The organism is Streptomyces sp. NPDC033178, from assembly GCF_055577685.1.
On the sequence record NZ_JBVIPT010000020.1, the window covers coordinates 193827 to 218299 of the forward strand.

19 protein-coding genes are annotated in these 24473 nt (G+C 71.6%); 11 read left to right on the forward strand and 8 right to left on the reverse strand.

Translation table 11 applies throughout. The features are described 5' to 3' along the window. Window positions 1-156 precede the first annotated feature (156 nt). Window positions 157-2418, forward strand: a complete 2262-nt coding sequence (locus ACZ5VQ_RS39380) for an ATP-binding protein (protein ID WP_469109202.1) — start codon at window positions 157-159, stop codon at window positions 2416-2418. On the opposite strand, the gene ACZ5VQ_RS39385 is transcribed toward ACZ5VQ_RS39380, so the two are convergent. Both ACZ5VQ_RS39385 and ACZ5VQ_RS39390 read right to left on the reverse strand, forming a co-directional pair. After that, window positions 2319-2918: a hypothetical protein gene (locus ACZ5VQ_RS39385; RefSeq protein ID WP_469109203.1), complete on the reverse strand. Its 600-nt coding sequence runs from the start codon at window positions 2916-2918 to the stop codon at window positions 2319-2321. The two genes, ACZ5VQ_RS39380 and ACZ5VQ_RS39385, sit on opposite strands and share 100 nt — an antisense overlap. Further along, window positions 2911-4176: a hypothetical protein gene (locus ACZ5VQ_RS39390; protein WP_469109204.1), complete on the reverse strand. Its 1266-nt coding sequence runs from the start codon at window positions 4174-4176 to the stop codon at window positions 2911-2913. The genes ACZ5VQ_RS39385 and ACZ5VQ_RS39390 overlap by 8 nt, the downstream gene beginning before the upstream one ends. 309 nt (window positions 4177-4485) lie before the next feature. Here ACZ5VQ_RS39390 and ACZ5VQ_RS39395 point away from each other — a divergent pair, with 309 nt between their 5' ends. After that, complete coding sequence (locus ACZ5VQ_RS39395; protein WP_469109205.1) at window positions 4486-7827, forward strand: AfsR/SARP family transcriptional regulator; 3342 nt, start codon at window positions 4486-4488, stop codon at window positions 7825-7827. A gap of 134 nt (window positions 7828-7961) precedes the next feature. Here the strand turns inward: ACZ5VQ_RS39395 and ACZ5VQ_RS39400 are convergent, their stop codons facing one another. Next, the gene (locus ACZ5VQ_RS39400; protein WP_469109206.1) at window positions 7962-8177 is read right to left on the reverse strand and encodes a hypothetical protein; all 216 of its coding nucleotides are present in this window, start codon (window positions 8175-8177) and stop codon (window positions 7962-7964) included. A gap of 153 nt (window positions 8178-8330) precedes the next feature. Then, the gene (locus ACZ5VQ_RS39405) at window positions 8331-9029 is read right to left on the reverse strand and encodes a MerR family transcriptional regulator (RefSeq protein ID WP_469109239.1); all 699 of its coding nucleotides are present in this window, start codon (window positions 9027-9029) and stop codon (window positions 8331-8333) included. A 165-nt stretch (window positions 9030-9194) separates the two neighbouring features. Here ACZ5VQ_RS39405 and ACZ5VQ_RS39410 point away from each other — a divergent pair, with 165 nt between their 5' ends. The 4 genes from ACZ5VQ_RS39410 (at window position 9195) to ACZ5VQ_RS39425 (ending at window position 12847) form a co-directional block, all read left to right on the forward strand. Beyond that, entirely contained in the window at window positions 9195-10724 is a 1530-nt protein-coding gene (locus ACZ5VQ_RS39410) for a flavin-containing monooxygenase (protein ID WP_469109207.1), read from the forward strand. After that, window positions 10721-11644 (forward strand): alpha/beta fold hydrolase, encoded by a 924-nt coding sequence (locus tag ACZ5VQ_RS39415; RefSeq protein ID WP_469109208.1) that lies wholly within the window; start codon window positions 10721-10723, stop codon window positions 11642-11644. Before ACZ5VQ_RS39410 ends, ACZ5VQ_RS39415 begins: the two co-directional genes overlap by 4 nt. Beyond that, entirely contained in the window at window positions 11641-12525 is an 885-nt protein-coding gene (locus ACZ5VQ_RS39420) for an SDR family oxidoreductase (RefSeq protein WP_469109209.1), read from the forward strand. The genes ACZ5VQ_RS39415 and ACZ5VQ_RS39420 overlap by 4 nt, the downstream gene beginning before the upstream one ends. Window positions 12526-12610: 85 nt before the next feature. Then, window positions 12611-12847, forward strand: a complete 237-nt coding sequence (locus ACZ5VQ_RS39425; RefSeq protein ID WP_362083157.1) for a hypothetical protein — start codon at window positions 12611-12613, stop codon at window positions 12845-12847. A gap of 88 nt (window positions 12848-12935) precedes the next feature. On the opposite strand, the gene ACZ5VQ_RS39430 is transcribed toward ACZ5VQ_RS39425, so the two are convergent. Beyond that, window positions 12936-16163 carry a S41 family peptidase gene (locus ACZ5VQ_RS39430; RefSeq protein WP_469109240.1) on the reverse strand — a complete coding sequence of 1076 codons (3228 nt, stop codon included), beginning with the start codon at window positions 16161-16163 and terminating at the stop codon, window positions 12936-12938. Window positions 16164-16524: 361 nt separating this feature from the next. Between ACZ5VQ_RS39430 and ACZ5VQ_RS39435 the strand changes: the two genes are divergently transcribed. The 3 genes from ACZ5VQ_RS39435 to ACZ5VQ_RS39445 all read left to right on the forward strand — a co-directional run bounded on the left by ACZ5VQ_RS39435 (window position 16525) and on the right by ACZ5VQ_RS39445 (window position 20270). Continuing rightward, a complete protein-coding gene (locus ACZ5VQ_RS39435) occupies window positions 16525-17115 on the forward strand; it encodes a TetR/AcrR family transcriptional regulator (RefSeq protein ID WP_469109210.1) in 591 nt (196 codons plus the stop codon). A gap of 143 nt (window positions 17116-17258) precedes the next feature. Continuing rightward, window positions 17259-19505, forward strand: coding sequence for an MMPL family transporter (locus ACZ5VQ_RS39440; protein WP_469109211.1), 2247 nt, complete (start codon window positions 17259-17261; stop codon window positions 19503-19505). A gap of 210 nt (window positions 19506-19715) precedes the next feature. Beyond that, window positions 19716-20270, forward strand: coding sequence for a cysteine hydrolase family protein (locus ACZ5VQ_RS39445; RefSeq protein WP_469109212.1), 555 nt, complete (start codon window positions 19716-19718; stop codon window positions 20268-20270). Here the strand turns inward: ACZ5VQ_RS39445 and ACZ5VQ_RS39450 are convergent. Beyond that, window positions 20260-21081 carry a methyltransferase gene (locus tag ACZ5VQ_RS39450; protein WP_469109213.1) on the reverse strand — a complete coding sequence of 274 codons (822 nt, stop codon included), beginning with the start codon at window positions 21079-21081 and terminating at the stop codon, window positions 20260-20262. The two genes, ACZ5VQ_RS39445 and ACZ5VQ_RS39450, sit on opposite strands and share 11 nt — an antisense overlap. A 200-nt stretch (window positions 21082-21281) precedes the next feature. On the opposite strand from ACZ5VQ_RS39450, the gene ACZ5VQ_RS39455 reads away from it, so the two are divergent. Together ACZ5VQ_RS39455 and ACZ5VQ_RS39460 are read left to right on the forward strand one after the other, a co-directional pair. Beyond that, the gene (locus tag ACZ5VQ_RS39455; protein WP_469109214.1) at window positions 21282-21788 is read left to right on the forward strand and encodes a YbaK/EbsC family protein; all 507 of its coding nucleotides are present in this window, start codon (window positions 21282-21284) and stop codon (window positions 21786-21788) included. After that, window positions 21785-22630: an EamA family transporter gene (locus ACZ5VQ_RS39460; protein WP_469109215.1), complete on the forward strand. Its 846-nt coding sequence runs from the start codon at window positions 21785-21787 to the stop codon at window positions 22628-22630. Before ACZ5VQ_RS39455 ends, ACZ5VQ_RS39460 begins: the two co-directional genes overlap by 4 nt. Window positions 22631-22737: 107 nt before the next feature. Here ACZ5VQ_RS39460 and ACZ5VQ_RS39465 read toward each other — a convergent pair whose 3' ends face one another. Both ACZ5VQ_RS39465 and ACZ5VQ_RS39470 read right to left on the reverse strand, forming a co-directional pair. After that, window positions 22738-23922, reverse strand: coding sequence for a serine hydrolase domain-containing protein (locus ACZ5VQ_RS39465; RefSeq protein ID WP_469109216.1), 1185 nt, complete (start codon window positions 23920-23922; stop codon window positions 22738-22740). Window positions 23923-24013: 91 nt separating this feature from the next. Beyond that, entirely contained in the window at window positions 24014-24463 is a 450-nt protein-coding gene (locus ACZ5VQ_RS39470) for an organic hydroperoxide resistance protein (RefSeq protein WP_469109217.1), read from the reverse strand. Window positions 24464-24473 lie beyond the last annotated feature (10 nt).

Genomic DNA, 24473 nt, shown 5'->3' on the forward strand with positions numbered 1-24473 from the left:
ACGAGACTGCTCCGTGAGACGGCTTCGAGCGGTGGAATCACGGGCTCCGGACGCGGGGTGCACCGGACGCCGTTTTCGAGCGTGTGTGCGGACGTGCGTGCGCGGAAAGGCTCCTCCCCATAGGACGGTACTTACCGGTCGGTCATAGGGGGACGCGTGCGGGGGCAGGAGTGGGGCGGCCACAACGAACTGAGCGGCGTCGTTCACGGTCCCAGCGTCCAGGCCGCCGTCGTGCACGGCGACGTCCACATCCGCACCGGTGAGACGGCGGAGCAGCAGTTGCCGTGGCAGCTTCCGCCGGCCGTTCGCCTCACCGACCGCACCGCGGAGGTGGAGCGGCTCGAACACCACCGGGCTCTCGCCGCACAGCGGGACCACCCTGCCCTCGCCACCGTGAGCGGCCTCGGCGGAGTCGGCAAGACCGCGCTGGCCCTGGCCTGGCTGCACGGGCTGCGCCCGGACTTCCCGGGAGGCCAGCTGTACGCGGACCTCTGCGCGCAGGCACCGACCGGCCCCGTCGAACCGGCTCACGTGCTGGGCAGTTTCCTGCGTGGGCTCGGTGTGCCGCCGCAGCAGGTGCCGGACGGCGTCGCCGACCGGGCCGCGTTGTACCGCTCGCTCACCGTCGACCGTCGGATCGTGGTGCTGCTCGACGACGCGGCGACGGCGGCGCAGGTACGGCCGCTGCTGCCGGGCGGGTCCAGCGTCACGCTGGTGACCAGCCGTCGGCGGATGTCCGGGCTGGCCCTCGAAGGCGGCTACCAGGTGCATCTGGAACCGCTCGCCCCCGAAGCGGCGGTCGAACTGCTCGCGGCCACCCTCTCCGACGACCGCGTGGCCACCCAGCCGGACGACGCCCGCGCCCTCGTCGGGCTCTGCGCCGGGCTGCCGCTGGCCGTGCGGGTCGCCGGGGCGCGGCTCGCGGCGCGGCCGCAGCGCCGGATCACCACGATGGTCCGGGCCCTGACCGCGGAACGGGGGCGGCTGGACGCGCTGGCCATCGACGGCGACCACGGTGTACGCGCCGCCCTCGATCTCTCCTACCAGGGGCTGCCCGGGGAGGCCGCCCGGCTCTACCGGCTGCTCGGCGTGCATCCGGGGATGGAGTTCGGGGGAGGGGTCGCGGGGGCGGTGCTGGGGGCTGGAGGTGGGCATGTCGGTGGGGGCGCCGGTGTCGCAGGGGGGTTTGCCGCCCGCGGAGACTCCGGCTCCTGCGAGGGTTCCGGCGCCTGCGAGGGTTCCGGCTCCGACGAGGATCCCGGTCCCGCTGAACTCCTCGACGTCCTCCACGACGCCAACCTGCTCATCGACATCGGCGAGGACCGCTACCGCTTCCACGATCTCGTACGGCTGCACGCCATGGGGAAGGCCGCGGAGGACGAGTCCGCGGCGGAGCGGGCGGCGGTGTTCCGGCGTATCGCCGACCACTATCTGGCCACCGCGACGCGGGCCGAGCGGGCCATCGATCCTCGACACCCCTTACGGGAACGTTCCTACGGGCCCGGCCCGGTGATCACCGAGGACTTCGGCGACGGCACCAGGGCGGCGCTGGACTGGCTGGAGCGGGAGCTGCCCAACCTGATGGCGGTGATACGGCGGGCCGGGGCGACGCGTGAGCGGGACATCAGCTGGCAGCTCGCCGACGCCCTGGGCCCCTTCTTCCTGCGGCGCAAGCACTACGACGCCTGGCACACCTCGCATGCCGAAGGGCTCGCCGCGGCAAGGGAGTTGGGGGACGGACCGGCCGAGTGCCGGATGCTCACCTCCGGCGGACAGGGCGAACTGGGCAGGGGAGACACCGCCCGCGCCCTGGAGATGTTCGAGGAGGCGGCCCGGCTCTTCGCGGCCGCAGGGGACGAGCTGGGTTACGCGCGTACGTCGAACTACCGCGGGCTGGCCCATCAGCGCGCGGGCCGACTGGACGAGGCGGCCGAGCTGTTCGAGTGGGCCGCCGTGGAGCTTCCCCGCTGCGGGGACCTCCGGGCCGGCGGGCTGGCCCGGCTCAACGCGGCCGATGCCGAGTTCGCCCGAGGTCGGCTTCCACGCGCTGCCGAGGGCGCTGCCGAGGCACGTACGACATTGCTGGCGGCCGACGACTCCTACAACGCCGCCCGTGCGGCCACCCTGCTGGGCAGGATCTGTCTCGGCGACGGCCGGCCCGACGAGGCGGAACGCTGGCTCTCCGGCGCGCTGGCCGTGCTGCGCGAGGTCGCGGCCCACTACGAGACGGCCCGGGCCCTGGATGCCCTGGGCGAGGTCGCCGAACTGCGCGGACAGCGCGAACTCGCCCAGGGGCACTACCGGGAGGCGCTCGATCTCTACGTCGGCGTGAACCGGCGTGGACCGGCCGACGTCGTACGGGAGCGGCTGCGGAGGCTCGACGAGGGCGGGACCGCCGATCCAGGAGCCCACGGCTGAGGAGCTCCCGAGAACCGAGGAGTTCCCGCGTGGGCGACCAGCCAGGCGTGCGCGAGCGAGGCCCAGACGGGCCAGGGATGCAGGGCGGCATGGCGTGCGGTGAGCGTCAGCGCGAGCGGTGCGGGGGTGGTCCCGGAGCCGTACGGGCCGAGCCGCAGCCGGCACAGACCAGTCCCGTGGTGCACCGCGACCACCGCGGCGCCCGGATGGTCGGCGGCCAGCGCGTTGGCCGCCGTGTCTCCCGTGTCTCCCATGCCTCCCGCACCCGGTGCGCCCGGTGCAAGCAGCACGTCCGCCAGCGATGGCCAGGGACTCGGGGTGGCCGGGAGCGCGACCCGCAGATGCCGGTCCACGAACGGGCGGTCGTGCCCCGGCAGCGCCAGCGTGACCTCGACGTCGTGGAGCGAGGGCGCCCGCAGCCGCTCGTCGAACGACGCGACACAGGAAGCGACGAAGGAAGCCGCACAGGAAGCGACGAAGGGAGCGGGGAAGTCACTCATGTGCCTGTGCCCCCGGGTCGTCGCAGCGCACGACGACCGGCAGCCGGGCCCGTTCCGCGGTGGGCGTCGCGGCCGGTGGGCGCAGACGGAGCCGGCGGTACAGCAGCGCGCGCATCCGGCGGGCGAACCGGCCCGGCTCCGAGCTGAGCCGGCCCGCGATCCGCGTGTACAGCTCCGAGCGGTACGCGGCGGAGCTCTGCCGCAGTTGCCTGCGCAGCGGACGGTCCGTACGGATCCGGGGCGCCAGGGACCGCAGTTCGGCCATCGGCGAGGAGGGGTCCAGTTCCGTGTCCGGGGAACCGGCCGTCAGGATGCGCGCCCCGGTCATCGCGCCGTACAGCGACACGGAACCGTGGTCGCTCACGATGTAGTCGGCGGCGACGACCGCCCCGCACCACTCGGAGTGCTGGCCGACCAGCCCGACGCCGGACCGGTTCAGCCGGGCGAAGGCGCTGCGGATGTGCCATTCGCTGTGTGCGTTCCAGACGTTGGAGTGCAGCATGACCACGATGCGGAACTCCTCCCGGGGAAGTTCGGCGGCCAGCCGCTCCAGCAGGTCCCACTGCTGCCCCAGCAGCGAGTCGGGTCCCCAGGTGGAGCAGACGAGCACCAGTTCCTGACGAGGCCCGGTCCGCAGGGCCTCCCGGTACAGGGCCCGCGAGGGCAGGCTCGCCGCCACGCGGTCGTAGCAGGGGTCGCCGACGACCTCCGCCACGGGCAGCGCCTCGGGGCACTCGCGGCCGAGGCGTGCCCGGTCGTCCTCGTGTGCCAGCACGATGGCCGACGGGACGACCACACCGTCCCTGACCAGCCACTGCCGGCCCAGTCCGTACACCTCGCGCTCCGCCACGGCCCGCCCACGGTGGTCGCCGGGCGCGGAGACCCGTTTGTTGTACGAGGCGCCGTGCGGGAGCACGATCACCGGGACGTGCAGTTCGTGCAGACCGCCGTAGCTCGCGGCCAGCGCGAGGTCGAACCGGGTGTGCACGGCCTGGCTCCAGGGCACGACCAGCGCCCGTGTGTCCTCCAGGAACGCGTCCACGCCATGGTTGAAGACATCCGCGGCCGTCGTGAAGACCACTTGCACCCTCGGGTCGCCCTCCAGCAGCCGGACCGCTTCCAGCAGTCGCCGCGCGGAGGTCACCGTGTGCACCACGGCGAGCACCCTCTTGCGTATCCGGAAGGTGGCCCAGCGCTCGACGTCCAGACGCAAGGGCACCGCCAGACGCCGGTCGGCATCCGGCATCGTCATACTCATACGAACTCCCCCGTCACGCCAACTCCCTTGTTGGCTCAGTGAGTTGAAGCGAGTTGGCTCAGTGAGTTGAAAGGGGCCACCCGCTCGCGGCAGTGCGGCCCCACCGTCCGTGTCTGCCCCGGTGGCTGGACGCCGGGCTTGCAGAAACCTTGCAGTCCCCGCACGGGGCAGCCGGCGGATCACCCGAGGGGAGTGCGCGGCCTTTGCATGCGCCCCTCACGCGCCTGTGCGCCCCGTTCCGCTCCCTCCGGCCGTTCCGGCAGTGCCCTGACAGTGAGTGGGAGGAAGCGGCTGAACCATCTGGGGGAGATGGTGGACCTCCTTGCGCTGGGGCCTCTCGAACTGTGGCACCAGGGACGTCAGTACGCGCTCGGCTCCCTGAAGGAGCGACACGTCCTCGCGATCCTGCTCCACTCCCGGGGAGCCCCGGTCTCCGTAGACACGCTCGTCGAGCGGGTCTGGGACGACGACGATCTGCCCGCGGCTCCCGTGGAGGCGCTGCGCACCTATCTCTCGCGGCTGCGCACCAGACTCCACCGCGCCGTCGGCGACGACGCGCTGGTCGAGCGGGCGGCGCCGCGCCGCTACCGGCTGCGCGTCGAGCGCGAGGACGACGTGGACTTCGTACGCCTCGAACTGCTGCGCGCGCAGGCCCGTGCGGCGGCCGGGCGGGGCGACACGGAGTACGCCGTGGGCCTGCTGCACGCCGCTCAGGCGCTCTGGCGCGGGGAGCCGTTCGCGGAGTTCACCGGCGCCTGGGCCGGCTCCGCACGGGCCCGGCTGACCGAGGACCACCGGCGGGTACGGGAGGAACGCATCCGCCTGGAGCTGGAGTTGGGCCGCCACGCCGACCTCGTCGGCGAACTCCACGAACTGGTCTCCCTCGACCCGCTCGCCCAACAGGCCGTCGCCGCCCTGATGCTGGCCCTCTACCGCTCGGGGCGCGACGGCGAGGCGCTGGCCCTCTACCGGGACACTCGTGGCCGTCTGGCCGACGAACTGGGCATCGATCCAGGGGTCGACCTGCAGGAACTGCACCACCGCGTCCTCAGGCAGGACCCCGGCCTGCGGGATCCGGCGCCGCGGGATCCGGCCCCGCGGGATCCGGCGCCGGGCACCTTGTCGGTCCGTACCGGCTCCGGCGAGGTGCCCGAGCCGGTCCCTGCCGGCTCCGGCGAGGCCTCCTCCGTACGAAGCCAGGGGGCGGGCGGCGAGGTGCGTGACCCGCGACAGCCGGCGGCCGCCGCGGACAACGGGCCCGTGGGGAGCAGCCTGCCTCGTGACACCAGGGACTTCACCGGCCGAGGGAGCGAGCTGGAGGCCATGCTCGCCGCGACCGTTCCGGCCCCGGGCGGAGGCGGGACAGCCCTTCCCCTCACGGTCGTGCACGGCATGCCCGGCGTCGGCAAGTCGGCGCTGATCATCCATGCCGCGCACCGGATGAGATCCCGCTACCCCGCGGGACAGTTCTACGTCGACCTGCGCGGTTACAGCGACCAGCCGCCGTACGAACCGGCCGACGCCCTGGCCTTCCTGCTGCACACCGTCGGCGTGCCCGATCCGCTTCCCGAGACGCTCGACGAACGGACCGCGCGCTGGCGGGAGTGGACCGCCTGCCATCGCGTCCTCGTGGTGCTCGACAACGCGCGCGACGCCGAGCAGGTACGGCCGCTGCTGCCCGGCTCGCCGGAGTGCCACGTGATCGTGGCCAGTCGCAATCGGCTCGCCGGCCTCGACGGCGCCATGTCCCTCCCGCTGGACGTGCTGCCGGTGTCCGAGGCGGCCTCGCTCTTCGCCCGGATCGCGGGCGCGGCGAGGGTCTCCGACACCTCCGCACTGCGCCGCGTCGTGGAGTTGTGCAGCTGCCATCCGCTTACGGTCCAGTTGCTCGCGAGCCGGTTCCGGCACCGGGACACCTGGGACCTGGAGTACGTGGCCGACCGGCTGGCGCGCGCCGGTGACCGGCTGGACGAGTTCGACCAACGGGTCGCCGCGGCCTTTCAGCTCTCCTACACGGATCTCGACGCCTCCGCACGACTGCTCTTCCGTCACTTGGCGCTGCACCCGGGCCCCGACATCACGCTGGAGGCGGCGACCGCGCTGTGCGGGGGCACCGCCACCGATGAGGTCCGCCGCGCAGCGGACGACCTCCTCGACCGGCACCTGCTCAACGAGCCGGTGCGCGACCGCTATCAACTGCACGACCTGGCGCGCGCGTTCGGCGGGCGATTATGCCGCGCCGAGGACCCGCCCACGGCGCGGGACGGAGCGCTCCGCCGCCTGATGTCCTACTACCTCACGGCCGCCGACCGTGCCGACCGGCTCGCGTATCCGCGTCGCCGGAGACGGCCCATCGGCCAGGAGCGCCTGTCTCCCTGCGCACCGGACTTCACCAGTGCCGAACCCGAACCCGAACCCGAGGCCGAGTCCGAAGCGGTCGACGCGGCATCGGCCTGGCTCACGTTGGAGCGTGCGAACCTGCTGGCAGTGGCCCGTACGGCCGCTGCCGGCCTTCCGGACTTCGCCGCGCTCTTTCCCCATGTACTGGCCTATGCGCTCAAGTTGTGGGGTGCCCGGGATCTCACGGCCGAACTCCACGGCGCCGCCCTGGCTGCCCTCCGCGCCGGGGACGACCACCAGGCGCTGGCCCAGACCCTGGTGGAGCGAGCAGGTGTACTGGCCCAGGAGAACCACGGCGAGGCGCTCCACTGCGCGTCCGAGGCACTGTCCCTCTTCGAGGAACTGGACGATGTGCACGGTCGTGCCGACGCTCTCTTCGAGATCGGCCGAGCCCATCTCGCGGCGGGGCGGGGCGAGATGTCCTTGCACGAACTGGACCGCGCTCTCGCGCTCTACCAACAGGTCGGTGACCGCTACGGCGTGGCCGAGAGCCTCAACGTGCAGGGAGCCGCCCTGATCTTCGGAGCCGAGTACGCCAGAGCGATGCAACGCTTCAGGGCCATGCTGGAGATCCACCGGGATCTTCAGGACGCGCACGGTCAGGTGAAGGCCCTGAACAACATGGGCGAGATCTACTTCGCCGAGGGACTGTACGAAGCGGCACGCAGTCACTACGAGCAGTCCCTGGCCCTGGCACGACGCTTCGGCGGGCGCCAGGCGCTGGCCATACTCGATACCAACCTCGGCACCGTCCATCGCGTCACCGGCAGGCCGGAACTGGCCCTGGTCTGCTTCCGACGCGCCCTCGCCAGCCACCGGGCCAGTGAAGACGCCGTCGGCGAAGTGAACGCGTTGAACAGTCTTGGCGCGGCCTGTGCCGAGTCCGGGCGGACGGACGAGGCACTGCGTCACTTCAGCACGGCGGAGAGGGTCTCCCGGCGGATCGACAATCAGTACGAGCGTCAGCGCGCCCTTGTCGGTATCGCCGACACACAGCGCACGGTGGGCCAGTTGGGCATCGCACTGGAGACATACGGGAGCGCACTGGAGATCGCGGAGAAGTTCGGCTTCCCTCTCGGCTCGGCACACGCGCTGGCCGGACTGGCCCGAACGCGCCTTCACACGCGGGGAATCGACTCGGCCCGACCGGACGCCGAGCGTGCGCTGGCGCTCTATCAGAGACTCGGCGCAGCCGTAGAAGCAGAGGAACTGCGCTGTCTCCTCGCCAGTTGGGGAGCCACCGGCTCCTGAACCGAACACGGCAACTGCCGACGGAGCCTTGATCCCCTGCGGCCCCTCGCGGCGGTCGGCGACCGGCTTACCCGACCCACGAGGAGGGGAACCCCGGTCGCCGCACGCTGATCCTCAGTCGTTCGTCACCTGTTTCACCACATCACCTGCTGGGGCTTTACCAGCTGGCCGGACCACATCACCTGCTGGGGCTGCAACCCCTTGCTGGACCACATCACTTGGTGGTCCACAGCCTGCGTCGTGCGCTGGCCGCCGGCCGCCGTGACGGGCTCGTCGGCGGCAGACGCCGGCGTCGCGGCCAAGGCAAGGAAGGCGGCGGTGGTGCAGAGGATGGGTGATTTGCGCCTCAAGTTCGGAGTTCTCCCTACTCGTTCTAGGTGGAGTTCCCGTCGGGGTGACTGGGTGTCATGAACCTATGGCCCCACGGCCGTCCCTCGTACCTATGTTCCCTGTAGTCACTCGAAAGGGTGAACTTCATGGCGTTTGTGGGAGGTTGAGACGGTTCAAGGTGCTTCGTGCGTGGATCGGCGCGCCTTCGCTGCGCGAGGCGGAGCCTGCTCCTCGGGTCCGACAGCGCCCGTCAGCTTCCCCAGCTTCCGGTCCAGCGCCATCGACACCTCCGCGTCCACCACACTCTTCGCCAGAGGGCGCAGTCGCTTGAGGTCGTCCGTCGTGCGGCCGCCCTGCGTAAGGACGAGGTCGGTGAACAACTCGGCGAGGGCGTCGGCGTGGTCGCGGACGCGGCGGGCCGCTGCCAGGACGTCTGCGAGCGGGATGCCCTCGCGGACCAGTGCGGCCGATGTGTCCAGGAGGCGCCGGCTCACGTGGACGATCTCGCCGCCGTCCGTGCCGAGGTAGCCCAGGTCGAGCGCGGCCGACAGGTTCTCCGGCGTCGCCTCCTCGCCGAACACGTCCGCCAGTTCCTCCGGCGAGAGGCGGACCGGGATCTCCTCCGTGGGCGCGCCCAGGCCCAGGAGTTCGCCGACGTCGCGGCCGTGGTCGAAGGCCTCGGCGAGTTCGGCGATGCCGTTGAGGGTGTGGCCGCGTTCCAGGAGGGCGGCGATCGTACGCAGGCGGGCCAGGTGGTCCTCGTCGTACCAGGCGATCCGGCCCTCGCGGCGCGGTGGCGGGATCAGCTTGCGCTCGCGGTAGAAGCGCAGCGTGCGCACGGTGATGCCGGCCTCCCTGGCCAGCTCCTCCATTCGGTACTCCCGCTTGTCCGCCACGCCGGAAGCCTATGCCGTACCGTCGGTAACTTTCCTTCCTCCTGACCCCTACCCATCGGTATGGAGCTGCTCTACGCTCCCATTGCGCCAGTGTTCACTGGCGGAGTCGGCAGCGTCGTACGCGGCAATGGAGGCGTCGGGATGACCGAGCACGAGCATGTACGGGTGGCGGTGATCGGCTCCGGATTCGGTGGGCTCGGAGCCGCTGTGCGGTTGCGCCGCGAGGGCGTCACCGACTTCGTCGTCCTGGAGCGGGCCGACAGCGTGGGCGGGACCTGGCGGGACAACAGCTATCCGGGGTGTGCCTGCGACGTGCCGTCGCACCTGTACTCGTTCTCGTTCGCGCCCAATCCCGACTGGCCGCGCACCTTCTCCGGGCAGGAGCACATCCGTGCCTATCTGGAGCACGTCGCCGACGTCTTCCGGCTCCGGTCGCATCTTCGCTTCAACTCCGAGGTCAAGATGATGACCTGGGACGCGGAGCGGCTGCGCTGGGTCGTCGAGACCAGCAGCGGGACGCTCACCGCCGACGTCGTCGTGTCCGCCACCGGGCCGCTCTCCGATCCCAAGGTCCCGGACGTTCCCGGCCTCGACACGTTTCCCGGCAAGGTCTTCCACTCGGCCCGCTGGGACCACGACTACGACCTGCGTGGCAAGCGGGTCGCGATGGTCGGTACGGGGGCCTCGGCCATCCAGATCGTGCCGAGCGTCCAGCCGGACGTCGCGAAGCTCACCCTCTTCCAGCGCACCCCGCCCTGGGTGATGCCCCGGGTCGACCGGCCCATCACCGGCGCCGAGCGCTGGCTGCACCGGCAGCTGCCCTTCACCTCGCAGGCCCGGCGCGGACTCCTATGGGGCCTGCGGGAGTTGCAGGTCCAGGCGTTCACCAAGCGACCCAACGAGCTGGGGCTCGTCGAGCGGTTGGCCAAGCGGAACATGGCCCGGGCCATCAAGGACCCCGAGCTCAGGGCCAAGCTGACACCTTCGTACCGCATCGGCTGCAAGCGCATCCTGCTGTCCAGCACGTACTACCCGGCCCTCGCGCAGCCCAATGTGGACGTGGTCGCGAGCGGGCTCGGCGAGGTCCGCGGGTCGACCGTCGTGGCCGCCGACGGGACCGAGGCCGAGGTCGACGCGATCGTCTTCGGCACGGGCTTCCACGTCACCGACATGCCGATCGCCGAGCGGGTCGTCGGGGCGGAGGGCAAGACGCTTGCCGAGGCGTGGCAGTCCGGCATGAAGTCCCTGCGGGGCGCGACGGCGGCCGGGTTCCCCAACTGGATGACGATCATCGGGCCGAACACCGGCCTCGGGAACTCCAGCATGATCCTGATGATCGAGTCCCAGCTGAACTACATGGCGGACTACGTACGGCAGTTGGATGTGCTTGGCGGCCGAGCCGCCCTCGACGCACGGCCCGGCGCGGTCGACGCCTGGAACCACCGCGTCCAGGAGCGCATGAAGCGCACGGTCTGGAACACCGGCGGCTGCACCAGCTGGTACCTCGACGACAACGGCGTCAACACGACCATCTGGCCCGGCACGACCACGGAGTTCCGCGGTGCGACCCGGCGCGTGGACCTGGCGGAGTACGACCTGCTGCGGCCGCCGCCCGAGCCGGAGGCGGCGCCGAAACGTCGTACGGAGAAGAGGGTGGAGGCGGGCGCGTGAGCCGGCTGATGCATGTGGACTCCGGTCCGTACGCGCCGCCCGTGCCCGTGCGCGAGCTGACCGCGGTCTCCGCCGACGGGGCCCGGCTGCACGTCGAGGTGCACGGGCCCGAGGGCGCGCCCGCGGTGGTGCTCTCGCACGGGTGGTCGTGCTCGACCGCCTTCTGGGCGGCGCAGATCAGGGACCTCGCAGCCGACCATCGCGTGATCGCGTACGACCAGCGCGGGCACGGGCGCAGTCCGGTGAACCCCCTCTGCAGCGCGGACGCGCTCGCCGACGACCTGGAGGCGGTGCTCGCCGCCACGCTCGCGCCCGGGGAGAAGGCCGTTCTGGCCGGGCACTCCATGGGCGGGATGACGCTGATGGCCGCGGCCGGGCGGGACCGGTTCCAGGAGCACGCGGGCGCCGTGCTGCTGTGCAGTACGGGCAGTTCACGGCTGGTCGCCGAGTCGCTGGTGGTGCCGATGCGGTCCGGGCGGTCGCGGACCTGGCTGACCAGGAAGGTGCTCGGGTCACGGGCTCCGCTCGGGCCCGTCACACCGCTCGCCCGGCGGATCCTCAAGTACGCCACGATGGGGCCCGGTTCGGCGCCCGGCATGGTCGAGGCGTGCGCGCGGATCGTGCACGCGTGCCCGCGCAAGGTGCGGCACGCCTGGTCGCACGTGCTCGACACGCTCGATCTCGACCATCGCGTACGGGAGTTGAGCGTGCCGGCCGCGGTCGTCGTCGGCACGGCCGACCGGATGACGCCCGTCGTGCACGCGCGCGCCCTCGTCGCAGCGCTGCCGAACTGTGTCGGTTCCACCGAACTGCCCGGGCTCGGGCACATGACCCCGGTCGAGGCGCCCGAGCTGGTCATCACCCGGATACGGGAACTCGTCTCCACGTACGTACGGATCCAGCAGAAGGAGGGCGCATGAGCAGGGTCAGCCTGGAAGGGCAGGTCGCCGTTGTCACGGGGGCCGCGCGGGGCGTCGGGGAACTCCTCGCCCGCAAGCTCTCCGCCCGTGGTGCCACCGTCGCGCTCGTCGGTCTGGAGCCGGACGCGCTGAAGCAGGTCGCCGAGCGGCTGCACGGCGAGAGCGGGCACTGGTACGCCGACGTCACCGATCACGAGGCGATGGCGCGGGTCGCCGCGGAGGTGAAGGAGCGGTTCGGGAAGGTCGACATCGTCGTCGCCAACGCCGGGGTCGCCAACGGGGGGCCGTTCGTCGACTCCGACCCTCAGGCGTGGCGGCGGGTCATCGAGGTCAACCTCATCGGGTCGGCGATGACCGCGCGGGCGTTCCTGCCCGTGCTGATGGAGAGCCGCGGCTATCTGCTGCAGATCGCCTCGCTCGCCGCGATCACGCCCGCGCCGATGATGACCGCGTACTGCGCCTCCAAGTCGGGCGTCGAGGCGTACGCGCACAGCCTGCGGGCCGAGGTCGGGTACAAGGGCGTCCGCGTGGGGGTCGGGTATCTGTCGTGGACCGACACCGACATGGTGCGCGGGGCCGATCAGGACGACGTCATGCGGGAGTTGAGGCAGCGGTTGCCGTGGCCCGCGAACAAGACGTATCCGCTCGGGCCGGCCGTCGACCGGATCGTGGCCGGGATCGAGCGGCGGTCCAGCCATGTGTACGGGCAGTGGTGGCTGCGGGGGATGCAGGGCGTACGCGGGTACCTGCCGGGGATCATCGGGTCGGTGGGGCAGCGGGAGATGCGGCGGTTCGCTCCGCGGGCCGGGCAGGTGTCGAAGGGGCTGGTCGGGGCCGGGGGAGAGGCCGATGAGCAGGCACGGGGCACTCTGCGTAACTGACCGTTACTGATCGAAATGCGCGCTTTGTCGGTCCGTGTGAATCTGGTTGAGCCCCCAATCCCCACCCACTACGGGAGTGAATCTCATGGGCATGAAGGACCAGTTCCAGGACAAGGCCGACCAGCTCGACGAGCAGGCGCGTCAGCGTGCCGGCCAGGGCCGGGACGAGGAGCGTGAGCGCGGGCAGCAGCCGCGTGAGCCGCGCGAGCCGCGTGAGCGGGCGCAGCGCGAGCGTCAGGAGCCGGGGCGGCAGACGCCTGACGAGGCGCAGCGGGCGTCGCGCGAGGAGCAGGAGCGGTTCGATCAGGACTACGACATCTGATCGAGTGGTCTGAGCGTGGGGTGCCCTTCCTCGGGAGGGCACCCCACGTTTTTGTGTTGAAGGCGAACGGCCTGCTCGGCGCCCCCTGTCACGAAGCCCTCGGAGGTAGCTTCGGGCGGGTTCTGTCGGGGGTTGGTTCGTTGGTCGGTGGGGTTGCCGCGGGGTGGAGGGACAGGAGGTCCAGGGCGAGTCGGACCGCGTCGTCCAGTTGGGCGTGGCGGCCTTCTGCCCAGTCCAGGGGGGTGCGGAGGATTTCGAGGTCGGGGGTCACGCCCTGGTTCTCGATGGACCAGCCGTACGCGTCGAACCAGGCGGCGTTCATGGGGACCGTGATGACGGTGCCGTCGCCCAGGCGGTGGCGGCCGGTCATGCCGACGACGCCGCCCCAGGTGCGCTGGCCCACCACCGGGCCCAGTTTCAGGAGTTTGAAGGCCGCCGTGATCATGTCGCCGTCGGACGAGGTCATTTCGTCGGCCAGGGCCACCACCGGGCCCCGCGGGGCGTTGGACGCGTACGACACCGGCTGGGCGCCCCGGGTCAGGTCCCAGCCCAGGATCGTGCGGGTGAGTTTCTCCACGACCAGCTCGCTGATGTGGCCGCCCGCGTTGCCGCGTACGTCGACGATGAGCGCGGGCCGTGACACCTCCATGCGCAGGTCGCGGTTGAACTGGGCCCAGCCCGAGCCGCCCATGTCCGGGATGTGCAGATAGCCGCAGCGCCCGCCGCTCAACTCCCGTACCACCGCACGGCGTTTGGCGACCCAGTCCTGGTAGCGCAGGGGGCGTTCGTCGACCAGGGGAACCACCGCGACCCGGCGCGAGCGGCCCTCGCCCTCCGCCGGGGTGAACGTCAGCTCGACCGTCGTGCCGCCCGCGCCCGCGAGGAGGGGGAAGGGGCCCGCGACGGGGTCTACCGGGCGGCCGTCCACGTGGGTGAGGACCGCGCCCTCGCGGATGCCCGTACCGGCCAGCGGGGAACGGGCCTTGGAGTCGGACGAGTCGCCGGGGAGGATGCGCCGGACGAGCCAACCCTCCCCGCGCCGCACGAAGTTGGCGCCGAGGAGGCCCTGCGCCCGCTGGTAGTGCGGCGGGCCCTCGTTGCGGCGGGCGGCGGTGACGTACGCGTGCGAGGTGCCCAGTTCGCCGAGCACCTCGCGGAGCAGGTCGGCGAACTCGTCGGGGGAGGCGACCCGTTCGACGAGCGGACGGTACTGCTCCAGGATCCCGTCCCAGTCGATGCCGCACATGTCGGGGGCCCAGAAGTAGGCGCGGATGAGACGGCCCGCCTCGGCGTACGCCTGGCGCCACTCCGCGGCCGGGTCCACCTCGTGGAGGATGCGGCGGAGGTCGATCCAGACGGTCGTGTCGCCGTCGCCGGACTCCGTGGAGGGGACCGCTCGCAGGTCGCCCTCGTCGACCACGACCAGCCTGCTGCCGTCGCCGCTCAGCGCGAACCAGTCGAGGTGCTCGACGAGTTCGGACTTCTTCGCCTTGGCGATGTTGAAGTACTCCAGGGTCGGACGGCCGCTCGTGTCGTCCGGGTTCGCGAACGTCTCGCCGAGCGCTCCCGAGATCGGCCAGCGCAGCCAGACCAGGCCGCCGCCCGCGACCGGGTACAGCGCCGAGTACTTGGAGGCCGTGACCGGGAAGGGGGTCACCCGGCTCTCCAGGCCCTCGATCTCCACCGTCACCGTTCCGTCGCCGGTTTCGTCCTCGACCGGGTCCAGGCCGCCCGCGGCCGGGCGGCCCTCGGGGTTCAGCGCGAACGGTGACGGCGTCGCCGAGGACAGGGGGACGAGGTACGGGCGGCAGCCCAGCGGGAAGGAGAGGTCGCCGGTGTGGACGTCGTACACCGGGTCGAAGCCTCGCCAGGAGAGGAAGGCCAGGAAGCGGCCGTCCCGGGTGAAGACCGGGTTCTCGTCCTCGAAGCGGCCGTTGGTGACGTCGACGATCGTGCGCGCGCCGGGCCCCTCGATCCGGGCCATCTTGATCTGGCGCAGGGTGCGGCCGATGCCCGGGTGCGACCACGTCAGCCAGGCCCCGTCCGGGGAGAAGGCCAGATCGCGCACCGGCCCGTTGATGGACCGGATGAGCTCGGTAACGTCTCTGTTCGACTTCTCCGTCGCGTCGAGCAGCAGCAGCCGCCCGTCGTTCGACGCGATCGCGAGGCGCTCGCCCTTCGGGTCCGAGACGAGTTCCAGTACGCGGCCCAGCTCGCCGGAGGCCAGCCGGCGCGGCTCGCGTTCGCCGCTCGCGCGCGGCAGATAGGCGATCTCGACGGCGTCCTCGCCCTCCGCGTCCGTCACGTACGCGACCTGCCCGCCCGAGCCGAGCATCTCGGGCAGCCGGACACGCACACCCGGGGTGTCCGCGATCGTGCGCGCCGGCCCGTCGCGGTGCGTGAGCCAGTACAGGCTGCCGCGTACGACGACCGCGCCGGCCCGGCCCGTCTCGTCCACGGAGATCCCGTCGACGTGCTGCGCGGCCGGCACCTGGTACGTACGGCGTCCGGCCCGCGGGCCGCCGAGGCGTACGTCCAGGCGGCGGGGGAGCGATCCGGGGGACAGGTCGTCGACGATCCACAGGTCGCCCGCGCACTGGTAGACGACCCGGGTGCCGTCGCTGGACGCGTGCCGGGCGTAGAAGGTGTCGTGGTCGGTGTGGCGGCGCAGGTCGGAGCCGTCGTGCAGACAGGAGTAGAGGTTGCCGATGCCCTCGTGGTCGGAGAGGAAGGCGACGCGGCCGCCGACGAACATCGGCGAGTCCAGGTGTCCGTCGAGATCTGCGAGGATGCGCCGCCCGTGCAGCCAGAGCCGGCCGGTGGCACCGCCGCGGTAGCGCTTCCAGGCGGCGGGCTCGTGCGGGGGCGTGCCGGTGAGCAGCAGTGTCAGGCGCTCGCCCGCGAAGTCCTCGACGGCGATGTGGGAGACCGGGCCCCACGGGAGCTTGCCGCCGGGGCAGCCGTCGACGGGCACGCTGTAGGCCCAGGTGAAGTACGAGAAGGGCTCGCCGTGCGAGGCGACGGCGAGGATGTCGCCGTCGGGGGACCAGCCGCAGACCTGGGTGTCGGCGTTCCCCCAGTAGGTGAGCCGCCGGGCCGGACCGCCGTCCACCGGCGCCAGATGGATCTCCGGCACGAGGTTGCGCCAGGTCGTGTACGCGAGGTGGCGGCCGTCGGGCGAGAAGCGCGGATGGCTCACCTTCGTACGGTCGACGGTCAGCCGCCAGGCCCGGCCGGGGGTGTCGAGGGGGGCCACCCAGAGGTCGTCCTCGGCCGCGAAGCACAGGCGGTCGCCGCTGAGGTGCGGGAAGCGCAGGTAGGCGGCGGAGCCCTGGCCGTCCCCGGCCGCCCCGTGGTCCGCGGCCTCTCCTGCCGGGGGCCCGTCTCCGGTCGCGTTCTCGTACTCGTCGCTCACTCACCCATGCTTTTCCGGTGGGCGGGCCCCGGCAACTCGTGGTCCGGCGGAACGGGCGTGCCGCGGCCCGGGCGAGGCCGTCGGTGGAGACCGCCGGTGGGGCGCGAGTGGGGATGCCGGTGAGGGGTCGGCGAGAGGTCGGTGAGAGGTCGGTGGGAATCCGTGACGCAGCACACGTACGAAACGGTTTCGTTTCGCTTGGTGATGGGGTACCTTCATAGGAGTACGAGACAGTTTCGTTCGAGCGGGAATGGTGAGTGGCATGGCTGAGACAGCAACGACGCGTCGCAGCCGGATCACGCCCGAGCGCGAGGCCGAGCTGTACGAGGCCGTGCTCGACCTGCTCCGGGAGGTCGGTTACGACTCCCTGACCATGGACGCGGTCGCCACCCGCACCCGATCCAGCAAGGCCACGCTCTACCGCCAGTGGGGCGGCAAGGCCGAACTGGTCGCGAGGGCGATCCGGCACCACAAGCCGGTCGACCCCTCCGCGATCGACACCGGGTCCCTGCGAGGGGACTTCCAGGCGATGACACATCGCCAGGACGACTGCCAGATGGAACAGGACTCCGCGCTGATGCGGGTCCTCGGCACGGCGGCGCACACGAACCCCGAGCTGCTGACCGCCCTGCGCGAATGGCTGATCGAGCCTGAGCTGGCGGAGATGCGGCGCGTGGTGCAGCGTGCCGTCGACCGCGGTGAGGTCCGTGCGGACAACCCCGCGATCGAATACGTGCTGCACATGATCATCGGCGCCTTCGTGGCGCGGACGCTGATCGACGAAGAGCCACCGACCCAGGCCTTCGTCGCCTCGTACATCGACGCTGTGGTGATCCCCGCCCTCAGCGCCTGATCCGTCCCTCGATTCCCCGAGCCTCCCGCCCCGAGGCTCAACCCCTTTATGCACGACCCCAGTTGCACCTGACGCGACCGCTCACGTCGTCGGGCCGATGACTCACGCCCTGCCATCACCGACCTGACCGGGAGTACGCCCTCGTGGCCACGTTCCTCTACAACCTCGGCCGACTCGCCTTCCGGCGACGGCATTTCGTCGCACTGATATGGGTGGCGCTGCTGACGCTCGCGGGCGTCGGAGCGGCGAGCGCACCCGCCGCCGGAACCACCTCCTTCTCGATCCCCGGCACCGAGGCGCAGAAGGCCTTCGACCTGCTGGAACAGCGGTTCCCCGGCGCCAGCGCCGACGGAGCCACCGGACGCATCGTCTTCAAGGCGCCCGACGGCCAGAAGATGACGGACGCCGACAACAAGGCCATCGTCGCGAAGACCGTCAAGGAGCTGGGCGGCGGCACCGAAGTCGTCTCCGTCACCGACCCGTTCACGACGAACGCCGTGAGCAAGGACGGATCCGTCGCCTACACGTCGGTGAAGTACGAGGTCCCCGGCATGGAGCTCGCGGACTCGACCAGGGAGTCCCTGGAAGCCGCTGGTGACGACGCCCGGTCGGCCGGGCTGACCGTCGACGTCGGAGGTGACGCGCTGGAGGCCGGCGCCGAACCCGGAGCGGTCGGTGAGATCGTCGGCATCGCCATCGCCGCGGTCGTCCTCGTCATCACCCTGGGCTCGCTGGTCGCGGCCGGACTGCCACTGCTGACGGCCATCATCGGTGTGGGCATCGGAGTCTCCACCATCACCGCCCTCGCCAAGGCGCTCGACCTCGGCGACACCACCTCCACGCTCGCCCTGATGATCGGCCTCGCGGTCGGCATCGACTACGCGCTGTTCATCGTCTCCCGCTACCGGAACGAACTGGCCGAGGGCCGCGACCGCGAGGAGGCGGCGGGCCGCGCCACCGGCACCGCCGGCTCGGCCGTGGTCTTCGCGGGTCTCACGGTCGTGATCGCCCTCGCGGGCCTCGCGGTCGTCAACGTCCCGATGCTGACCAAGATGGGCCTCGCGGCGGCAGGCACGGTCGTCATCGCCGTCCTCATCGCGCTGACCATGATCCCGGCGATGCTCGGATACGCGGGCAGGAGGATCCGCCCGGCGGGCGAGAAGCGCAAGTCGTCCAAGGAGCGCAAGTCCTCCGACGCCGCCACCTCCGAGAAGCAGGCCAAGCCCAACATGGGCACCCGCTGGGCGAGCTTCGTCATCCGCCGCCCGGTCGCCGTGCTGGTGCTCGGCGTGGTTGGTCTGGGCGCGATCGCCCTCCCCGCCACCCAGCTGGAACTGGGCCTGCCCGACGACGGCTCGCAGCCGACGTCCACGACCCAGCGCCGGGCGTACGACACGCTGTCCGAGGGCTTCGGCCCCGGCTTCAACGGCCCGCTGATGATCGTGGTCGACGCCAAGAACAGCGACGACCCGACGGCCGCCTTCGACGACGTGGCCGACGGCATCAAGGGCCTCAAGGACGTCGTGACGGTCACCCCGCCGGCGCCCAACAAGGCCGGCGACACCGCGACGATCACCGTGATCCCGAACTCCAAGCCGTCCTCGACACAGACCGAGGACCTGGTGCACGCCATCCGTGACACCAGCTCCGACATCAAGGCCGACACGGACGCGGAGGTACTGGTCACCGGTACCACCGCGATGAACATCGACTTCTCGCAGAAGCTGAACGACGCGCTGGTCCCCTACCTGGCGCTGGTGGTCGGTCTCGCCTTCCTGCTCCTGATCGTGGTCTTCCGCTCCATCCTGGTCCCGCTGAAGGCGGCCCTCGGCTTCCTGCTCAGCGTGCTCGCCGCGCTCGGCGCAGTGGTCGCGGTCTTCCAGTGGGGCTGGTTCTCCGGCCTGATCGGTGTCGAGGAGACCGGCCCGATCATGTCGATGATGCCGATCTTCATGGTGGGCGTGGTCTTCGGTCTCGCGATGGACTACGAGGTGTTCCTCGTGACCCGCATGCGGGAGGCGTACGTCCACGGCGAGACGCCGAGCCAGGCCGTGGTGACCGGTTTCCGGCACAGCGCCCGGGTCGTGGTCGCCGCCGCGATCATCATGATGGCCGTCTTCGGAGGCTTCATCAGCTCCGGCGAGTCCATGATCAAGATGATCGGCTTCGGTCTCGCGATCGCCGTCTTCTTCGACGCCTTCGTCGTCCGCATGGCGATCGTCCCGGCGGTCCTCGCGCTGCTCGGCAAGAAGGCCTGGTGGCTGCCGAAGTGGCTGGACCGCGCCCTGCCGAACGTCGACGTCGAGGGCGAGGGCCTGCGGGCCCACGACGACCGGACGAAGGGCTCGGGCTCCGGCTCCGACGAGGACCGGGAACTGGTGCGCGTCTGAGAACCGGGAGGCGGTACGCGTCCCGTGCGCGGGAGCCGGTACGCATCCGAAGTGCGGCCGACGCGCAGGTGACGTGCCGGCTCCCGTGAAGAACCAGCCGGTGAGGGCTCCGTGGGGACGGGCGGCCCTCACCGGCTCCATGTGTGCCGTGGGCGTAATCGGCACACCGGGCCGGGGCGGTTGTCAGTGGCGCGGTCTAGCGTGAGGGGCATGACGACTTTCTCCGAACGACCCCACACGGCCCTGATGGTGATCGACGTCCAGAAGGGTGTCGTGGCCGGCGCCCACCAGCGCGACACGGTGGTCGCGAACATCGCCGCTCTCGTCGACACGGCACGCGCCCAGGGCGCCCCGGTCGTCTGGGTCCAGCACTCCGACGAGGGCCTGGAGAAGGGCAGCGAGGACTGGGAGTACGTTCCCGAACTGCCCCGCCGGGAATCGGAACCGCTGGTGCACAAGACGTACGGCGACTCCTTCGAGGGCACCGACCTGGAGGAGGTACTGGCCGGGGCCGGCGTCGGACACCTGGTGGTCACCGGCGCCCAGACGGACGCCTGCATCCGCTCCACGATCCACGGCGCGTTCGTCCGGGGCTACGACGTGACACTCGTCGGAGACGCCCACACGACGGAGGACCTGAGCCGGTGGGGCGCCCCGCCGCCGGAGCAGGTCATCGCGCACACGAACCTGTACTGGCAGGAGCAGTCGGCACCGGCCCGCAAGGCCGGGGTGGTGGAGACGAAGGACGTGACGTTCAGCGGCTGAGCCAGGGCCCGTCCGACAATCCCTGGGGGCGGCGGCCCCGCGTGCTGATCAGGGGCAGGGAGTTGACCACGAACGCCGGGTCCGCCAACAGAGCCTGGAAGCGGTCCAGTTCGCCGTCCGTGAGCCCCTCCGACCGCAGCCGGTCGGCCATCTGCTGCGCGTTGACCCGGTGCAGGCCGATGCCCGTACCGCCACCCGCCCACGACTCCGCGTACGTCGTCGCCGTGACGTCCGAGAGACCGGCACCCAGCATCGCGCCGGGCACCCGGCTGCCCCACGCCGGGTCCAGGCCCGCCTTCTCCAGCTGGACCCGCAGGGCGGTGTGGACGCGTTCGAAGAGGGCGGCCCCCTCCTCGTCGGGGGCGGCCAGCACCGGCATCCAGTGGGTGTCGAACTCCTCCAGCACCAGCCAGCCGCCCGGCCGCAGCGCCCCCGCGAGCCGCGCCAGGACGTCCAGCCGCTCCGGCAGGTGCTGCAGCACCAGCCGGGCGTGCACCAGGTCGTAGTCGGCGGCGGGCAGTGGGTCCCGGACGATGTCGTGGCGCAGGAGACGTACGTGCGGCGGCCGGGGGCGGGACTCGGCCCACCGCAGGTCGAGGTCGGTGATCGTGACCTCGCCGTCCGGGCCGGCCTGTTCGCCGAGCCAGTCGCCCAGCGAGCCGCCCCCTCCGCCGACCTCCAGGCACCGCCAGCCCCGGGCGATCCCGGTCAGCTCCACCTGGCGACGGGAGAAGGGGTCGTAGCAGGACTCCAGCGCGAAGAAGCGGCCCTTGGCCTGGTCGGCGCTGTTGTCGAACACATAGCGGGACATGGGGGAGGCCTCTCCTTCGCGCACGGTGCTTCCTCGCACACGGCGGTTCCATCGTCACCGTCGCGGCGCCCGACGGCACGGCGGCAGGGCGGGACGGGTGACGTGAGCGTGGGGGCTTGCGGGGGCGCGCCGCGGCGGGGGAGTGCGCCGTCGTGGAACTCGTTCGCGTGTCCCGTACACCCACCGCTAGCGTGCCGTGCATGACGACGAGCGCAGCTGAAGAGTCCGGAGCACACCCCCGTTTCGCCGAAGCCCTGAGCGAGCTGGGTCTCGACGATCTGCACCCGCGGATCCGCCGCTTCCCGGACGGCGCCCGTACGGCCGTCGAGGCCGCCGAGGCGATCGGGTGCGAGCTGAGCCAGATCTGCAAGTCGCTGATCTTCGCGGCGGACGGTGTGCCGGTCCTGGTCCTGATGGACGGCTCGTCCCGGGTCGACGTCGAGCTCGTACGCCGGGAACTGGGCGCCGAGAAGGTCACTCGGGCCAGGGCGGAGCTGGTCAGGGAGACCACGGGGTACGCGATCGGTGGCGTACCGCCCTTCGGGCACCGCACCAGGACCCGTGTCCTGGCGGACCGCTCGCTGCTGGACCACGACACGGTGTGGGCCGCCGCGGGCACCCCGCACACCGTGTTCCCCATGGACCCGAAGACCCTGATCGCCCACGCGGGCGCCACGCTGGTGGACGTCCGCGAGCAGACCACGTGACCCCGCTGGTCACCGCCGCCGTCCTGCTCGCCGCGGTCACGCACGCGAGCTGGAACGCCATCGCCCACCGGATCACCGACAAGCTCGTCGGCTTCACGCTGATCGCGGGCGGCGGGATGCTGATCGGGCTCGCGATGGTGCCGTTCGTGCCGTTCCCGGCGGCGGAGGCGTGGCCCTATCTGATCGCCTCGGCGGTCATCCACGTCGTCTACTACGTGCTGCTGATGAAGTCCTTCCGGCTCGGCGACTTCGGGCAGGCGTATCCGATCGCGCGCGGCACCGCCCCGCTGGTCGTGACCGCCTTGGCCGCCGTCTTCGCCCACGAGGTCCCTGACGGGTGGGCGTCGGCCGGCATCGCGGTGTCCTGCGCCGGACTGACCGGCGTCGCCCTGTGGGGCCTGCGCGGACACCGGCCCAACTGGGCCGCGATCGGCGCGGCGTTGGCGACCGGCCTGTCCATCGCCGCGTACACGGTGGTCGACGGCCTCGGCGTACGCGCCTCCGGCTCCTCCCTCTCCTACATCGCCTGGCTGATGGCGGTGGAGGGCGTGGCGGTCCCCGCGTACGCGCTGTACCGCTGGCGTGGCGAACTGCTCGGCGTCCTGCGCCCGTTCGCCGCCGTCGGCCTCCTGGGCGCGGCTCTCTCCGTCGCGGCGTACGGCTTGGTCCTCTGGGCCCAGACGAAGGCGGAACTGGCGCCGATCGCGGCCCTGCGGGAGTCGTCGATCATCGTCGGCGCGGCGATAGGAGCGATCTTCTTCAAAGAGAGGTTCGGCGCACCACGCATCGCCGCGGCGGGCCTCCTGGTGGTGGGCATCGGCCTGATGCTCCACGCCGCGTGAGCCTGCGGCCCGGGCCCGGTGGGGGTGGGTGTCTGGTGTCGTGGGTTGGCCACGGCCCAGTGCGGTCCGCACACAGCACCGGGCCACCGGCCCGCCAGTGGCACCCCCTACAACGAGGCCCTCAAGCCGCGTACCAGTGCCTGCGCCCGAGGGTCCGCCGTCACCGTCTTGCTGAAGCCGTTCGTGACGTAGCCGAAGGCGATGCCCGACTCGGGGTCGGCGAAGCCGAGGGAGCCGCCGCGGCCCGGGTGGCCGAAGGAGCCGGCGTCCAGGAAGGGGGAGGCCGAGCCGTGGAGCATGTAGCCGAGGCCGAAGCGGGTGTTGATCACCAGGACCCGGTCCGGGCCGGCGGACTCCTCGGTGCGGGCCGCCGCCAGCGTCCCGGGCGTGAACAGCCGCGGGCCGCCGTCCACTTCACCGATCAGTGACGCGTAGAAGCGCGCCAGCCCGTCCGCCGTAGCGATCCCGTTCGTCGCGGGAAGCGCGGCCGCCCGGTACGCCGGATCGTTCTGGTCGGGGAACGGGGTGATCGCGGCGAAGGCCCGACGGGTGAGGGAGGCCGGATCGTCGTAGGCCTCGGCGACCGACCGCTTCGGGCGCGACCGCAGGCCCCCGGCGTTCCCCGGTGCCTCCACGCGGCCGGCCACGCCCACCCGGCCCACCTCCGCGGCGGGCAGCCCGACCCACAGGTCGGCGCCGACCGGCCCGGCGATCTCCTCGGCGATCCAGTCACCGACGCCACGGCCCGTGACGCGCCGCACCAGCTCACCGATCAGCCAGCCGTACGTCAGCGCGTGATAGCCGTGATCGGTGCCCGGCTCCCACACGAGCCCCTGGCGCGCGACCGCCTCGGCACCGCGCAGGGGGTCCAGCGCCTCCTCGGGCGTCAACGGCCGGTCCAGGACGGGCAGTCCGGCCCGGTGCGACAGCACGTGCCGCACCAGCACCCGCTCCTTGCCCGCCGCCTTGAACTCGGGCCAGTACTCGCCCACCGGAGCGTCCAGGTCCAGCAGCCCCCGCTGGTGCAGCAGAAGGAGCGTTGCCGCGGCGACACCCTTGGTCGCCGAGCGCACGATCTGGGCGGTGCCGCGCTCCCAGGGCGCCGAGTCGGTCCTGCCGTCGACATCCTTCGTACCGTCGACGTCCTTCGTGCCGGCCCACAGGTCCACGACCCGGCGCCCGTCCCGGTACACGGCGACGGCCGCACCCCGGTCCCCGAGCACCTCGAAGTTCCGTACGAACGCTTCCCCGACCGGCTCGAAGCCCTCGGCCACAGTGCCGTTCACGTCCACGCCCGTGCTCCGTCCAGTCCTGTTCCGCCTGCTCCGCAAACGGACTGCCCCGCAAACAATCGGTGCAACACGCACCCACCGCCCGCGATTCCTAGCCCAGCAGGATCGTGACCTCGATGTTGCCGCGTGTCGCGTTCGAGTACGGGCAGACCTGGTGGGCGGCGTCCACCAGCTTGGACGCGACCTCCTGGTCGAGGATCGGCAGCGAGACGCTCAGGGCGACCGCGAGGCCGTAACCGCGCTGCTTGTTGGGGCCGATTCCGACCTTCGCCGCGACCGTCGAACCGGACAGGTCGAAGCCCTCGCGGCGGCCGACCAGGACCAGCGCGTTGTGGAAGCAGGAGCTGAAGCCGGCCGCGAAGAGCTGCTCCGGGTTGGTGCCGTCACCGTCGCCGCCGAGGGCCGGAGGCATCGCGACCCTCAGCTCCAGCTGGCCGTCCTGGCTGGTCACGTAGCCTTCGCGGCCCCCGTGTGCGGTGGCCTCGGCCACGTACATGATCTTCGTGGGACGGCTGTCGAGCTCAACAGCGGCGTCGGTCATGGATCGCCTC